This window comes from Leptolyngbya subtilissima AS-A7 (assembly GCF_039962255.1).
Lineage (GTDB): Bacteria > Cyanobacteriota > Cyanobacteriia > Phormidesmidales > Phormidesmidaceae > Nodosilinea.
Window position 1 is genome coordinate 368,945 of the sequence record NZ_JAMPKY010000002.1, and the last position, 12,551, is coordinate 381,495.

Genomic DNA, 12,551 nt, shown 5'->3' on the forward strand with positions numbered 1-12,551 from the left:
TAGCGTAGCATGGCCAAGCGGGCATGATCCGCCCTGGTCATGAAATGTCTCAAGAAAGAGCCGTGAAGGTGATTGAAAGAATCAGAGAGTTAGGTCTCACGAACAAAGCGGTTGCTGACGCCGTAGGTGTTGGCGAGCGCTCGGTTTATCGCTGGTTCAGCTATGAGAGAGAGCCCAGACTGAATTTCCATCAGGTCGCGGCTCTCTGCACAGTGCTCAATTGGAGTGTGCAGCAGCTTGCTGAGGCATACCATCCACCAGAAGCCAATGAAAAAGGGGCCGCCCTCGAAAGCTAGCCCCCTCTGTTCACTGTCCATCTAAAACAGGAACCACCCAATTATGAATGATGCGATCGCCCCTGGCTCGGGGGCTACTTTTTCATGCCCAGACAACGGAGAACAGCCCACCTTCTACGGTGCCACCCGCCTGGCCTTCCTTCGCGACATGGAAAACACCTGCTCTGAAATGGTGAGCGTAGCCACCAACTACCAAGAGCGAGACCCTAGAACCGTTCTGGCAGGAAGAATAGAGGCCCAAACCGCCAGCGGCTATCTACTTGCTGTTCGCATCTCCCACGACACGCCGCCAGAGATATTAGCCGCAGCTGCTGACCTCTATGAAGCGATCCAGCAGCACTACCGCCAATCAATCGGCGAATCTGACTGCCCTTTTTAGGGATTCAAAATTGTTAAGCCCAGGGGCAGTCGTCAAACAAGACCCCTGGGATGCCCTGCACGGACATAACCATTATGACCACCCGAGACCGCTTTACAACCGCTTCCGCAGCTCCTGAAAATGCCACCGCTAACTATCGCGACCTTCACGCCGTAGATGAGGTGGGCGAGAAAATCTATCGAGAGAACAGAGACTCCGGGCGGCTAACGGCCCACATGCAGGCCATTCGCCTCATTAGCTCTGTTCAATAACCGTCGCTGAGCCCGCGCCCCCATTCTCCTTGGGGGGCGCTTTTTGTCGTTTAAAGAAGGACAAACCTCTTATGACCACAGACCCGAACGAGCTGATCGTTGGATATGGCGAGGCAGACGGCCTTACCAAACGCGAATACTTTGCAGCCCTGGCCATGCAGGGGCTCTTAGCGTCTGAGCGGGTTGGCGAGCCTGGCTCCGTTAGGCATCCCGGTAATGTCGCTGACCTTGCAGTAGATCAGGCCGATGAACTGATCGCATCTCTGAACAGTCCGTACAAGGGGAATAAGGCCGATGGCTAACCCTCGAAGTCAAGCTCAACAAAAAATCCTCAAGCAAATTGAGGCCCAGGGCCACTACAAAACCACATCAGACCGCAGCGCCAAAGTAGCTCGCTCGCTCTCCAATCAGGGAGTGCAGCACATTTTTAGCTGCGAACTAGATGAGGCCCCAGGCAAGACCACCCACCGCTTTGCAAAACGCCAGCATTGCCGCTAGTTCTGCCCAGGGCCTGGCCCAAAGTCATCACACAAAGGACACCCCCACATTATGAAACCGATTCACGGGGCATTCGCCCTAGCCATCATTGGTACCTCAATACCCAGCGTTAGCAACCTTGGCGACTTCGCCTCGAAAGTCACCACCGCCCGCGCCGAAGCCAGTCGTATCGGCGATGACATGACCGAGCTCACGCTGAGCCAGCAGGAGCAGGCGCAAAAAAACGAGGTGGCGATCGCCCGCTATCAAACCGGCTGCATTCCAGTGGTGAGTGTTGACCAGCTGCGCTATGTCTCGCTGGTGCTCAACCTGCCAGTCATCGACAGCGCTTCTAATCAACCCATTCCGGTGGGTTCTGTCGTCTGCGATGCCCACGGCAACACCGGCGTCATTACCGACGACGACAGCGACCCCAACACCCCAGGCGTCACCCAAAAGATGGCCTTTACCGGCAACAAATCCTTAGTCGACTCACGGATGAGCCACTACCAGGGGGCCGCCTACTACATGCCCTCAAACTAAGCCGAGCAAACCTCATGACCTCTAAAACCGCTGACCGTTTGTTTAACCTGAGCGCCCACGTTGAGCGCATCGTTCACCTGGGCTACATGGCCTCCGACAGCACTTCCGAGGCGCTGAGGGATTTCTTGGAAGAGATCGACCACCAAGAGTTAGGGCGGCTCTTGAGCCTGAGCGACGAAGAGCAAGATTCGCTGAGCGAGATTCTGTCTCACGGCGATCTGTTAGAAATTGTCACCGAGCTTGGCAAGAGTGGCTTTTTGCTCGAAGTGCAGGGCCGCATCTACCGCCAAGTATCGCCAGGCCACTACACCGGCACCTGCTCGTCGGCGGTGGCGTATGCCTACGCCCCCAAGGCCACCGACATCGATGCAGCCATCAACAAGGCCCTCGACCACCTTGAACCGCGCCTGAGGGAGCCTGCCGAGAGCGTCGCGGAATGAGCGACCTTGACGCTCGGCTCCGCCGCATCCGCCTAAGTCCCAGCAAACCTTTAGAAGAGACTTGAACCCATGACTACCTATTACGGAAAAAAACGCTCAACTCGCTCCCCCAACTCAGGAGCCAAGACGGCCCGGCAGCTGCTCTACTGGCTCGCCATCTGCGTGGCCTGCGTCGTGGCAGCTGCAAACATGCTGCCCTACTGCAAAGCGGTGTCTCTAGCCCTGATTAACATCTTTGACCTGCAAGGCCTGGTGGGCTTCTTTGGCAATCGTGCCCTGGCCCTCATTTCAATCCCCGTTGGGGTCGTGCTGTGGGCCTTCATCCAGTCGGCAGAGACCTACCCCATTCTGCTCAAGCACGACCGCAAGCTGATGCGCCTGATCGCCCTCGAAGCCGACTCAGCCGAGCAACTCCAGGTGAATGAAGACGACGATCCCGCCCTGGTGCGCCTGAAGGAGTGGTACAACCGTTTCCCCCTGCTCAGCATTCGCACTGCTAACCGGGCCAGCCTCTGCGCCTACATCGTCGATACCTTCCTCTGCTTAACCGTCTTCCCCCCCGTCGATGGCGGGTTTGGGCAGCTGGTGTTCGTCATCTTCACCGGCCAGTGGGGCCTCATCAACTGGGGCAGTGTCGGGCTGATCGTTACCATGCTGTTCTGCTTTGAACTGATGGTCCGCTTCATCCTGTTTCTCGGCGTGCAGTGGCACTACATGAAGCGCGCCCACGGCTAGACAACACGGCAACCGGGGGCAACGATGCCCCCTTACTTTTTGGTGAAACCATGAGCAATTTAGTAGTCAAATCTCACCCCCTCTGGATTGATACCGCCGAGGATGCCGCCGAGGGCATGCACAACCCCAAACTCTATATCGGGGGCGGCCTGGCCGGTGGTCTCGTGCTCGGTAGCCTGCTGAACCCCCTCTCTGGCGTCGCGGCTCTAGCCTATGGCCTCTACCTAGCCTGGGATGCCAACGAGCGCAACAGTGACCAGATCGAGGCCGTCAGCGATGGGCTCATCGCTCACCTGCTCGACAAAAAGCAGCTGCGCAAATATCAAGCCGATGTCGGGGCCGACCAGGTGCAGGCCGAGCTAACCCAGGCGATCGCCCGCGACCTGCGCCTGTCAGACGATGCCGAAACGCTGGCCAAGTCGTTGGGCCTGCTGGGCAAACCCAAGGCACTGCCCCAACTGCCCCCAAAGCCCTCAGAGGCAGCAACACCTAGCCCCTCGGCTGATGCTGCCCCGGTGCCCCTCGCCCCCATCAAACTAGATCCAGACTGCCCCCACTTCCTGCTGCTGGCGGGTAGCCGGGAGGGCAAAAGCAACGCCCTGCGCTGCCTGCTCGATGGCCACGCTCGCGTCAACTACGTCAGCACTAAGGCCACCGACCAGGTGCCAGCCCACTGGGATGGCTACGTTCTCTGGGGCAAGCCGGAGGAGAAGGGTAAGCAGCTGCAATGGTTGCTCGCCCACTGGGGGGCAAAGCTGGCCGCCCATGCCGAGGGCACCGATACTGAGCCCGAGTGGTTTGTCTTTGATGAGGCGATTCAAATTCGGACCTACGCCAAGCGCTCAAAGGTGAAAGGCCTGGCTGATGCCCTCGCTGGGCTACAGGTTGAAATTGCGACCCAGGGGGCGGCGATCGCAGCCTATGGGGTGCTGCTGGCCCAGACCAAGAACGCGGGGCCGTTGGGTATCGACCTCGACCTGTTGCAGCAAAATTTCAGGATGGTGCTGCCGCTGAAAAGTAAGCGACGATTGGCCCTTTCCGTGATTGAAAAGATGGGCGGTCTAAAGCTCACTACTGAGCAACGGGAAGACATTCTCAGCCACCCTAACCGCTACCTCCAACTGTGGTTGGGAGAGGATGAAGACATCTACCACGATGTCTTGCCCGAGTTCAAAGGGGAGTTAAAGCCGCTGGTTAAATGCCCCACAGAGGATGAGATTAATCGCCCCAAACCTGCTACTACAGTCATCAACCCAGGCGACGATAAGCAGCTAAATCTTGAGGCGATCGAGGGGATTATTTTTGAGGTTTTAGCCGCGGCCTCTGAGCCGCTGAAAGCGCACGAAATAAAATCAAAACGGCAAAAGCTAAAAGACCTAGAGGGGGGATTATTTAAAGCGGTTCTGGCGGGCCTAGTTAGGCTCAGCCGGATTCACCAGACGCAGGATGAACCACCCCGCTATACCCTACCCCCCGACTCGTCCCCCACCGGATGAGAAAAACCATCCGGTGGCATCCGGTCTATATCTGGCAGGGCATCCGGCCATCTGGTGAGCCTCATCCGGCCATCCTGTAGGACGCCTCACCGGATGCCGCAGGATACCTGCCAGATGGAATGAAATATTGCCTTAAAATCAATTCACCACACCACACCTCTAGTTACGGCTGGGGTGTTTTTTATTGTCTATCGGCGGTCTCGAATAATGTCTTCGATCGTCTTCTCAACGCACCAATTCAACGGGCGGCTCAGGTTGCGCTTCATAGTAGCCTCCAACAATCTCGAAGCCACTTCATGACTGTGGGTATACGCCGTTACTTGGCTAATAGCATGTTTGACGGCGTGCTCAACTTCTTGGTTGTTTGCGTAAACCATCTGAGCCGATCGCCGAGTCCGCTTTCGGTTGCCTCCACGGCTAAAAAACGGGTGTTTTTTTAGCCCTAGACGGTGCTGTTGGTCATGCCAAGCCCAGTAGAGCAAAAAAGCTGCAATAGCATAGGCCACCAGATAAATTGGATCGCCATAGCCTGTAGTGGGAGGGGGATAAGAGGTCATCTGGGATAGAAGCAGCTAGCTAATTTAAACTTCCCAAAAGACTGCTCTAATTCCGTACAAAACTATTTGGTTAGCCAATCCATCATCAATATGAAGAACGCCACCCCAGCACCAGCCACAATCAGCCGGTAGATCTTTCCCGCAGTGGTCTGCCCAGAAATGACCCATTGGGTGCCCAGGTACAAACTATCCCAAGGGGTTTTGCTCGATGGGGGCGTTGCTGGTTCTAACGTTGGCAGCGGTGGCACTGTTGGGAGCGTCGCCAGAGGCGTAGTGCTAGAGATCGTCACCGGTCCCGAATCCTCATTTCTAATCGTGTCGTCCTCATCCTCCACCACCTGAATTTTGCCCTTAGCAGCCAGGTCGATGCGGTCCCTCAGCTTCAGCTCCACTACCTGGCCAGAGATCATCTTCACCCCGTTGTGAAACGTGCCGTTAGTGCTTTCTAGATCAGCAAGGGTCCATCGGTCTCTGAGGTAGCTATAGGCAATCACCGCATGCTTCAAACTCACCTCTTTAATCCTGATGGTGAGATTGCAGTCTGGGGCACGCCCCAGCACCCACTCTCCCCTAGCCGTTGAGGGGGCCTCTAGGGCATAAACCGTCCCAGCCCAAGCGGGATCGCCAAAGTCGTCGGGAAAGAACAGCGTCAGTTTAGGCACCGGAGGCTCGGCCATGGCATTAAGTTATAGGGATGTTTCTTCGTGCTCCGTAAGCGTGAAACCCGTCTCCGGGTGGTAGATGCTAGCCAGCCTAGATGTCCAGGGGTTGCGGGGCAGGGAAGTCAGCAGCGGGTTTTAGGGTGATTGGCAGCTGGGCGAGGAGGCCCACGATCGCATGGTAGGTATCGCTGACCTCTATGCAGTCGGTCAGCAGGGCCGCCGGTAGCCACATCGCCCCGTCAGCATCGGCCCGGGCATTGACCTGGGTACGTCTGGGCAGTAGCAGCCTCTGGGCCAGGGCGAGCTGCTCGGTGGTGACGGGGAGATACCGATCTTGCAGGAGTTCCCGCTGTTCAGGGGTGAACTCGCCATCAGGGCGGAGGGTGTCGCGCAGCAGCGATCGCTGGCTTGGGTTGAGCTGCATCCAAGCTAAAGGAGCAGAGTCGAGCAGTTCCTTTAAGGCGAGCTGGTCGGGGGTCATGGTGTCACTCCCAGGTCAGTCATGAGGGTGTTGCAGGCGGTTCTAAAAGCGCCGGGGTTTGGTAGCGCATCACCAAACCCGCCTAACGATAATCGTCTGTTCGTTATATCGGTTGGGCTGCCGCTACTATTTCGGGTGAACATAAGCACATCTAGAAGTAGCGGAACCTGAGAAACAACGGCAGCATTGCCAGATCTACTTCCTGCTATGTAAAAGAATTCGGATCCTTGCGTCCTCTGGCAGAGTGCAAGGTCAAACTCTGTCCTAGGCCCACCGATGGATATAGCTCCGCTTGAACTACACCTGAAAAACGGCCCGTTGGCGAGCAGGGTATTGTCGCCCAGTTGTGTAGAGCCTGCGTCACCAAAACCCGTGCCAATATAAACCCCTGGAGCAGCGTAAACATCTGAGTGCCAAACGAAGGCTGACTGGTTGTTTTGTTGCCCAGCAAGAAACCCCAGGCCGCAATTGATATAGGCCGAGCCATTGCCCTGCAATCCGCTTGCAACCTTCTGCCCCGCCACAAAACCCACGTTTGTAGGCAGTCCGTTACCACGGGAGATAATCGGCCTGAAGCAACCGCCTAGGCCGCTAAACCCAGCAAAGGCCAGCAGCATTCCATTACTAAACGGGGCAAAATTCCCGTCACTTTTGAGCTGGATAAAAAACTTGCTGTACGCCGCTTTAGCCCCATCTGCAAACACTGACCCCGCCGCCTCAACCTGCGCGAACCAGGCCTCAGCATCGGGATCAAAGCCAGAACGGGCAACAAAGGCCGGATCGAATAGGGTTAAAGTTCTCACGATTCAACCCCCCACGACGCTACGCCGTCCGAATCGTTATCCCCAAAAAATGTCAGCGACAAAACTCCCACCTTTGATGCCGCAATATTCGCAGGCTTTGTCCCTAAAAACCGCCAGCCAGCAGGAAAGCTCAACGTTCGTTGTGTGGAGTCACAAAGCAACCGAATTACTACCTGCCGACCAGTGCCGCGATTGCTTGAGGTGAAGGCAATATTGCCGGTTAGCGAGATGGTTTGGTGAGTGCCTGCCAGCGTTGCCATATTCAAATTGACCGTCGCCCCGTAGGTAGTATTGCCCTGGCTTACGATCAGCGGGGCCTTGAGGTCTAGGGCCGCTTGAGTCGCCGTTGAGATAGGCTTGGCGGCGTCTGGGGTGTTATCGACGTTGCCTAGGCCTACGTCAGCCTTGGCCAAAACCACAGCGCCAGTTCGCCCCGCTACCGCCTGCACCGGGGCCACCAATGCTACTGCCTGGACAAAGTCGGAGATGGTGGCGGCGGATTGGGTGCCCGTGTGGTTGGCCCTGGCTCGATTGGCTGTATCGCGGGCATTGAGCTGGGTTGTGGTTTCAACGTTGAGTTGGCTCTGAAAAGCGGCTGGCGGGTCATCTTCATTGGCCCGCCCCACGTAGAGCACCAGGTCAACATCGCTAAAAGCCGCTTCGCCAAAGACCAGGTCATCCGGTGGGCCACTCCCCAGGGTGCGTCTGAGTTGTATTTCACGCTCCGTCATACAGCCCCCCGTCAATGACTAAATCAGAGATGGACTCATCATCTTTGGTCTCAATCGCAAAACCCATGATGGTGATGAAATACTCAGGCTGAAAGTTTTGGGGGTAAACCACCGTAGCTTTTAGAACATGGTCAGCGCCCATATAAAAACCCGATTCGTAGCCCAGCAACGGCATCAAATCTACAGGGCTTTCTTGCTTTCTCACCCTCACATTGTCTAGCAACCCATATTCTGTCCCGTCTTCGTCTTCGATTGACAACGTAAGGCCATTAATAGCTAGGGAATTAGTCAATATTTGTAGTTGAATAATTTTCCCTGCCCAGCGACCACCGGTAAATTCAGCGGTTGGAATCGTACCCGGCTGATAGAGGTCAGTCAAATACGGCATTCCGGTTCTGAATGTCTTGATGATTTGAACCGTTCTGACCTCTTTTGCCATAGTTATCCTATTTTGGCGTCGATGGCTTCGAGCTTAACCCTGATGGCGTCTATCTTGTCTGTCACGTCATCCCCAATTAGGCCGGAGTAGGAATAGACCACAATGCCAAGGCTGGTTAACCATGGCTTAGGAATAAACGACAGTTTTAAAGTGTCGCTCGACTGATTAAAAATGAGGATTTCAAAATCAGCATTCAAGCGAACATATCTTTTATCCAATGTCGCCGTAGGAATGCCAGGAAAGTCATCTTCTATGGTCAGCGTATCCTTCGGAAAATCGACTATTCGTAAGAGAGTGCCTGCGCTTGACCAGGTGGGCGGGGCGTTGGCCAAGCTGCATTTGATAGCAATCACCTGGGAGTCAATCAGTACAGGGATGTCGAAGGGTTGAATCCATCGCCGGTTGAGGCGATAGGTAGCTTTGTCCTCTTCGGTAGGAACCTGGACGGCGGCCCATTCAAACTGCCAGTTCCCGGCGATGCCAATATCAAGGCTTTTGCCTAGAGGCAGCATTGGTGGTTCTCCAGCCCCTCGTGGAAGTCGATCGCATCCACGCCGGTTTGGTCTAGGGCCGTTAGATAGTCGTCATAGGTGATGTTGCCCTTCAGGTACTCAGCAAGCGCCACCGCCCGCAGGCACATGCCATCCATCAGCACGCTCTGAACGTGCTCGGGAAGGCGGGGATCGTGAACGTATGGCGTGGCCAGCATGTCGCTGATGTTGTGCCGGGGAATGAGAATTTCAGGCATGACAGTAGGAGGGTGAGAGGGTGCCCAGGGGGCCAGGGCTGCTGCTAGCCCCCCGGTGGTGATGCTGCGAGTGCTAACTAGATGCTGTAGTTCTCACGCTCGGGCTCGATCCACAGCCGCCCGTTAGCCCCTAGTGCTGTCGCTACAGCAGTCTTGATGAGCTGGGCCGATGTGCGGAGGTCTTCCAGGGTGATCGCCCCGGTTTTCTCACTCAGGGGGGCTGTGTAGCTGTTGCGAGCAGCGCCGGTGGCAGTCTTGGTGTACTTAATGACTCGGGTCCCCCAAGGGGTATAGGTCGCGTTTTTGGTGCCGCCCAGCACTGCCTTAATTTTGGTGGCCTGGAAATTGGTCACCGGCAGAAATTCGTCAAGATCGACGTACTCCAGCCCCAGCCGAACTGCACCAGCACCAGGCACGGCATTCTCAGACAGACCCTCGAAGAAGTTCACGGCGGTTTGAGACGCTGAGAGCTGCATCTGAGCGGGGGCAGGTGTAGCCCCAGTTTGAATCATCAGTGAGCGATAACCTACGTTGATGCGGGGGAGGTCTACAACAGTGGTGTTTTGGGTGTTTGGGTCTAAACCACGGTTAGCGTAATAGTCCTCTCGCTTCTTAGCTTTTGCAGCGCGATCGGCCAAAATATAACTAGGAACGCGACGGGCCATAAGTGTTTGCCTCTGAACTGTGAAGTGATTTGCTCCACAGTTCTAGCCTTGTTTTAAGCCGTTTTTAGCCCTGGACAAGTATACTTTTCCAGCTCATTTTCTCCGCAATTTTACTTAGTTTATACGAGTGGATCGCGTCTCACACCTGTTAAATCTACTAGGTTGATTGGGTGAACTAAGCCGTGTACAGAAAGGGTTGCATAGCGAAATTTCACATCGACACGAGGGCGCTGGCGACGCTTCCGCACCGTGCGGCCCATAATGACTTTGGTTCCAGGGTTGTAGGGAAATCGCTCTGTTGCGTTAACTGGCTCAACGATGTTTAGATTGCTCCAGTCGGGGGTGTCGTTTTGGATGTCTAAAATATTTTCAATTAAGGCTCTGCCGTCTGTTTCTGTTCTGCACAAAATTCTAAGGTCGTAACCTTTCTCTTTGTCTTGATAAACAACTTTGTCTGTCCCTTTTTTCCAAACATAGGGAGGGGTGGCAAAAACGGAGCGAATTCTTTGGGCTAATTGTTGAGCCCTGGCCATCGTCATAGTGTTTGTTGTTTCGTTAAAAATCCTGAAAGTAACTTCGCCTGCAACCGGCTGAAATCCATCAATAACATCGGCTGATGACTCTGAGAAAACCAGTTTTACTTGAGGTTTATAAACAATCTCAGATTCAAAACTGTCGATGGGGATGCCAAACATCGCCGGGTGCAGCGAGGATGAATGGCGCGCTGTTATCTCGAACAGCATCACCCTAAGCAGCGTCATGGGTAGACTATCCCTCTCTTCGTGACGGCATGCCACCCGCAGCGAGTTACGAGGGATGGTCAAATCATCCCCTGGGCCTAAGTCGGCGAAGTGCTCCAACACTTCACGGTTGTACCAGCGCTTCACGGTGTCTTGCAGGTGCTCAGTCGGGCTGAAATTATCAGGGAGTGGCATTGGCAGGTTCGAGGTCTACGGGTTGAGCATTGGGGGCCTGGGATGCTTCGGCAGCGGCACTACTGGCCGTTGCGACGGGTTGGTTTTCGGGTACATCTGTTCGGGGGGGCAGGGTGCCGAGTTCTTCGATCAGCTTGGCCTTAGCTTGCCCAGCTGCTTGAACCTCTTCCTGCACATCTCGAACAGTCGCCACCGCTGCGTAAAGGGTGCCTACGGTGTCGTCTACCTGCTCTATCCCGTCTAGAATGCGCTGGGTTTTGCGTCGGGTGGCATCACCAGCACGGTGATTCTCGCTGAAGCGGGGCATGGTCAGAGCATCGACTACCTTGCTTTCCCGCAAAGAATTGCCGATTTTGCCCGTGTTGTTGGCGGTGAGTTCGAGTAGATCGGTAGTGGAGTCGGTAATATTGCGAATCGACCAGATGACGTTGCTGGCGCTCTGGTAGATGCGGCTGGCCTTGGTTAAAGAGTTGCCGATATTGGTGGCCAGTTTCTCGCCTAAAGCCGCGTTGATGGCGGCTTTAACTTTTTTGCCCACCATGGCGTTGATATCGAGGGGATTACCCGCTTCGTCGTCGATGCCCACGGTATCGAGCAGCAGGCTGATCATTTCGCCTAGGGTGGCGCCTACATCGCGGGACAGGTAGTAGGCGTTGTGGAGGGTAGTGACCAGAGTTAAGGCATTAATTGCTTTCTGAAGCTGTGTGGATTTCCACGCTTTTTCAGCGTAGTTTTGCATGGTTCTTAGGTATGTCAAAACGCCCGCATCACCAGCTGCACTGACACCACCCAGGGCCTTCGTCAGCTTTTCGTCCAGCTTGTCTAAGCGGTTATTGATAGGGGCGTTGCACCGGCAGGGGTTATCAGTCGGTGGCTGCGATGGCGGCGGCGTCTTGGGTGGCTCTGGGTTAACAAAGCTACTGGGGTCGGTGGCATTGACCTTAGTGCCCTGCGGAACTTTAGCTACCAATGGCGGGGCCGTGAGCCACCAGGGCAGACCGCCTGCCTTTTTCTCTTCGGTGACCGTCTCGCCTGGGTTGATAGTTTCGCCATCGGGCGTTTTGACTGGGCGCGGGCTAACCAGCGGCCTGGGGTCACCCATAGGAACTGAAACTTCGTAGCCGGTGGCAGTTTTGGTGACGGTGGTGCCGCTGGGAAGGGTGGCGGTGCCACCTACAGGCACGTTGTCGGGGGTCGCGTCGGGAGCAGGGTTACCGGTGGGGCTGCCATCAGGGGCGATCGCCCTTTCGGGAGTGGGTATAGGCGCCGGGGCTACCCTGCGATCGGGCGGGCGATTAGGCGCCGGGTTGTTGGGTTCAAGCTCTGGGGTAGGAGCTGGCGGGGCAGCTGGGGCAGCTGGGGCGGCTGGAGCCGTGGGTGGCAAGGGAGAAGGATTAAATTCGCCACTTGGCGGCGGTGGTGCACTGCGCTGCGGTCGTTCGGCGGGGGTAGATACCGGTGGCCCCTGGACATTGCCACCGGTGTCTGGGGCTCCATCCACACGAGTGACAGAGGTTATGGACGCTGTTCTGTCTGCATTCCAGACGGTGCCACCAACGCCAGTGAAATACCATTCAGCCCCGGCCTGGGTCGAGCAGGTTGACCCAGGCCCAGGCTCAGGAACTGAAGTGGCGAAAATCTCAGCTCTTCCTCCCCCTGGAATCGTGATAGTTCTAATTCCACCTATAGGCCCGCGGGCTCTAATTGACTCGTTACTCCCTTCACCGTTTGTAAAACTTACTAAATAGCAAACGCCAGCGCTTTGACCTCCGGTAAACGCAGGATCTCCATAAGAAGTTTGTGCCTCTCCAGTGACTTCACTATTGGACTGAGGCGGCGGAACTTCTTGGCATCGGGGGTCATTCACTCCGGCCGACCATGCGTTAAAGCATGCCCAGCGCTTATACCAGCCA

General features: G+C 55.7%; 20 protein-coding genes. 9 read left to right on the forward strand and 11 right to left on the reverse strand.

The genetic code is table 11. The features are described from left to right. Nucleotides 1–44 precede the first annotated feature (44 nt). The 9 genes from NC979_RS25300 (at nucleotide 45) to NC979_RS06330 (ending at nucleotide 4,617) form a co-directional block, all read left to right on the forward strand. Nucleotides 45–296: a helix-turn-helix transcriptional regulator gene (locus NC979_RS25300; protein ID WP_431191033.1), complete on the forward strand. Its 252-nt coding sequence runs from the start codon at nucleotides 45–47 to the stop codon at nucleotides 294–296. Nucleotides 297–339: 43 nt separating this feature from the next. Beyond that, nucleotides 340–675: a hypothetical protein gene (locus tag NC979_RS06295; RefSeq protein ID WP_190518538.1), complete on the forward strand. Its 336-nt coding sequence runs from the start codon at nucleotides 340–342 to the stop codon at nucleotides 673–675. A 74-nt stretch (nucleotides 676–749) separates the two neighbouring features. Next, on the forward strand, nucleotides 750–926 hold the full coding sequence (locus tag NC979_RS06300) for a hypothetical protein (protein WP_190518539.1): 177 nt from the start codon (nucleotides 750–752) through the stop codon (nucleotides 924–926). 71 nt (nucleotides 927–997) lie between these two features. Beyond that, nucleotides 998–1,228: a hypothetical protein gene (locus NC979_RS06305; protein WP_190518540.1), complete on the forward strand. Its 231-nt coding sequence runs from the start codon at nucleotides 998–1,000 to the stop codon at nucleotides 1,226–1,228. Then, nucleotides 1,221–1,424, forward strand: coding sequence for a hypothetical protein (locus tag NC979_RS06310; protein ID WP_190518542.1), 204 nt, complete (start codon nucleotides 1,221–1,223; stop codon nucleotides 1,422–1,424). Before NC979_RS06305 ends, NC979_RS06310 begins: the two co-directional genes overlap by 8 nt. A 51-nt stretch (nucleotides 1,425–1,475) precedes the next feature. Next, on the forward strand, nucleotides 1,476–1,946 hold the full coding sequence (locus NC979_RS06315) for a hypothetical protein (RefSeq protein ID WP_190518544.1): 471 nt from the start codon (nucleotides 1,476–1,478) through the stop codon (nucleotides 1,944–1,946). A gap of 14 nt (nucleotides 1,947–1,960) precedes the next feature. Then, nucleotides 1,961–2,386, forward strand: coding sequence for a hypothetical protein (locus NC979_RS06320; RefSeq protein ID WP_190518546.1), 426 nt, complete (start codon nucleotides 1,961–1,963; stop codon nucleotides 2,384–2,386). 69 nt (nucleotides 2,387–2,455) lie between these two features. Next, nucleotides 2,456–3,121 (forward strand): hypothetical protein, encoded by a 666-nt coding sequence (locus NC979_RS06325; RefSeq protein WP_190518549.1) that lies wholly within the window; start codon nucleotides 2,456–2,458, stop codon nucleotides 3,119–3,121. A gap of 50 nt (nucleotides 3,122–3,171) precedes the next feature. Next, a complete protein-coding gene (locus NC979_RS06330) occupies nucleotides 3,172–4,617 on the forward strand; it encodes a hypothetical protein (RefSeq protein ID WP_190518551.1) in 1,446 nt (481 codons plus the stop codon). A gap of 188 nt (nucleotides 4,618–4,805) precedes the next feature. Here the strand turns inward: NC979_RS06330 and NC979_RS06335 are convergent, their stop codons facing one another. The 11 genes from NC979_RS06335 to NC979_RS06385 form a co-directional block, all read right to left on the reverse strand. Beyond that, entirely contained in the window at nucleotides 4,806–5,174 is a 369-nt protein-coding gene (locus NC979_RS06335; protein WP_190518554.1) for a hypothetical protein, read from the reverse strand. 62 nt (nucleotides 5,175–5,236) lie between these two features. Then, nucleotides 5,237–5,851 (reverse strand): FHA domain-containing protein, encoded by a 615-nt coding sequence (locus NC979_RS06340; protein WP_190518557.1) that lies wholly within the window; start codon nucleotides 5,849–5,851, stop codon nucleotides 5,237–5,239. A 76-nt stretch (nucleotides 5,852–5,927) separates the two neighbouring features. Continuing rightward, nucleotides 5,928–6,317, reverse strand: coding sequence for a hypothetical protein (locus NC979_RS06345; protein WP_190518559.1), 390 nt, complete (start codon nucleotides 6,315–6,317; stop codon nucleotides 5,928–5,930). Then, nucleotides 6,314–7,120 carry a hypothetical protein gene (locus NC979_RS06350; RefSeq protein ID WP_190518561.1) on the reverse strand — a complete coding sequence of 269 codons (807 nt, stop codon included), beginning with the start codon at nucleotides 7,118–7,120 and terminating at the stop codon, nucleotides 6,314–6,316. Before NC979_RS06350 ends, NC979_RS06345 begins: the two co-directional genes overlap by 4 nt. Beyond that, nucleotides 7,117–7,851, reverse strand: coding sequence for a hypothetical protein (locus NC979_RS06355; protein WP_190519045.1), 735 nt, complete (start codon nucleotides 7,849–7,851; stop codon nucleotides 7,117–7,119). The genes NC979_RS06350 and NC979_RS06355 overlap by 4 nt, the downstream gene beginning before the upstream one ends. Next, complete coding sequence (locus NC979_RS06360; RefSeq protein WP_190518564.1) at nucleotides 7,838–8,290, reverse strand: hypothetical protein; 453 nt, start codon at nucleotides 8,288–8,290, stop codon at nucleotides 7,838–7,840. Before NC979_RS06360 ends, NC979_RS06355 begins: the two co-directional genes overlap by 14 nt. 2 nt (nucleotides 8,291–8,292) lie before the next feature. Next, nucleotides 8,293–8,802: a hypothetical protein gene (locus NC979_RS06365; RefSeq protein WP_190518566.1), complete on the reverse strand. Its 510-nt coding sequence runs from the start codon at nucleotides 8,800–8,802 to the stop codon at nucleotides 8,293–8,295. Beyond that, a complete protein-coding gene (locus NC979_RS06370; RefSeq protein WP_190518567.1) occupies nucleotides 8,790–9,038 on the reverse strand; it encodes a hypothetical protein in 249 nt (82 codons plus the stop codon). The genes NC979_RS06365 and NC979_RS06370 overlap by 13 nt, the downstream gene beginning before the upstream one ends. Before the next feature lie 77 nt (nucleotides 9,039–9,115). After that, nucleotides 9,116–9,703, reverse strand: a complete 588-nt coding sequence (locus tag NC979_RS06375; protein WP_190518568.1) for a hypothetical protein — start codon at nucleotides 9,701–9,703, stop codon at nucleotides 9,116–9,118. Between the two features lie 119 nt (nucleotides 9,704–9,822). Beyond that, a complete protein-coding gene (locus tag NC979_RS06380; protein ID WP_190518569.1) occupies nucleotides 9,823–10,590 on the reverse strand; it encodes a hypothetical protein in 768 nt (255 codons plus the stop codon). A 34-nt stretch (nucleotides 10,591–10,624) separates the two neighbouring features. Next, nucleotides 10,625–12,139 (reverse strand): hypothetical protein, encoded by a 1,515-nt coding sequence (locus NC979_RS06385; protein ID WP_190518570.1) that lies wholly within the window; start codon nucleotides 12,137–12,139, stop codon nucleotides 10,625–10,627. Nucleotides 12,140–12,551: the final 412 nt, after the last annotated feature.

What these genes read in the sequence shown, in the direction of transcription:
- NC979_RS25300 (WP_431191033.1), top strand. Translation starts at nt 45, where the DNA reads ATGTCTCAAGAAAGAGCCGTGAAGGTGATTGAAAGAATCAGAGAGTTA.
- NC979_RS06295 (WP_190518538.1), top strand. Translation starts at nt 340, where the DNA reads ATGAATGATGCGATCGCCCCTGGCTCGGGGGCTACTTTTTCATGCCCA.
- NC979_RS06300 (WP_190518539.1), top strand. Translation starts at nt 750, where the DNA reads ATGACCACCCGAGACCGCTTTACAACCGCTTCCGCAGCTCCTGAAAAT.
- NC979_RS06305 (WP_190518540.1), top strand. Translation starts at nt 998, where the DNA reads ATGACCACAGACCCGAACGAGCTGATCGTTGGATATGGCGAGGCAGAC.
- NC979_RS06310 (WP_190518542.1), top strand. Translation starts at nt 1,221, where the DNA reads ATGGCTAACCCTCGAAGTCAAGCTCAACAAAAAATCCTCAAGCAAATT.
- NC979_RS06315 (WP_190518544.1), top strand. Translation starts at nt 1,476, where the DNA reads ATGAAACCGATTCACGGGGCATTCGCCCTAGCCATCATTGGTACCTCA.
- NC979_RS06320 (WP_190518546.1), top strand. Translation starts at nt 1,961, where the DNA reads ATGACCTCTAAAACCGCTGACCGTTTGTTTAACCTGAGCGCCCACGTT.
- NC979_RS06325 (WP_190518549.1), top strand. Translation starts at nt 2,456, where the DNA reads ATGACTACCTATTACGGAAAAAAACGCTCAACTCGCTCCCCCAACTCA.
- NC979_RS06330 (WP_190518551.1), top strand. Translation starts at nt 3,172, where the DNA reads ATGAGCAATTTAGTAGTCAAATCTCACCCCCTCTGGATTGATACCGCC.
- NC979_RS06335 (WP_190518554.1), bottom strand. Translation starts at nt 5,174, where the DNA reads ATGACCTCTTATCCCCCTCCCACTACAGGCTATGGCGATCCAATTTAT.
- NC979_RS06340 (WP_190518557.1), bottom strand. Translation starts at nt 5,851, where the DNA reads ATGGCCGAGCCTCCGGTGCCTAAACTGACGCTGTTCTTTCCCGACGAC.
- NC979_RS06345 (WP_190518559.1), bottom strand. Translation starts at nt 6,317, where the DNA reads ATGACCCCCGACCAGCTCGCCTTAAAGGAACTGCTCGACTCTGCTCCT.
- NC979_RS06355 (WP_190519045.1), bottom strand. Translation starts at nt 7,851, where the DNA reads ATGACGGAGCGTGAAATACAACTCAGACGCACCCTGGGGAGTGGCCCA.
- NC979_RS06360 (WP_190518564.1), bottom strand. Translation starts at nt 8,290, where the DNA reads ATGGCAAAAGAGGTCAGAACGGTTCAAATCATCAAGACATTCAGAACC.
- NC979_RS06365 (WP_190518566.1), bottom strand. Translation starts at nt 8,802, where the DNA reads ATGCTGCCTCTAGGCAAAAGCCTTGATATTGGCATCGCCGGGAACTGG.
- NC979_RS06370 (WP_190518567.1), bottom strand. Translation starts at nt 9,038, where the DNA reads ATGCCTGAAATTCTCATTCCCCGGCACAACATCAGCGACATGCTGGCC.
- NC979_RS06375 (WP_190518568.1), bottom strand. Translation starts at nt 9,703, where the DNA reads ATGGCCCGTCGCGTTCCTAGTTATATTTTGGCCGATCGCGCTGCAAAA.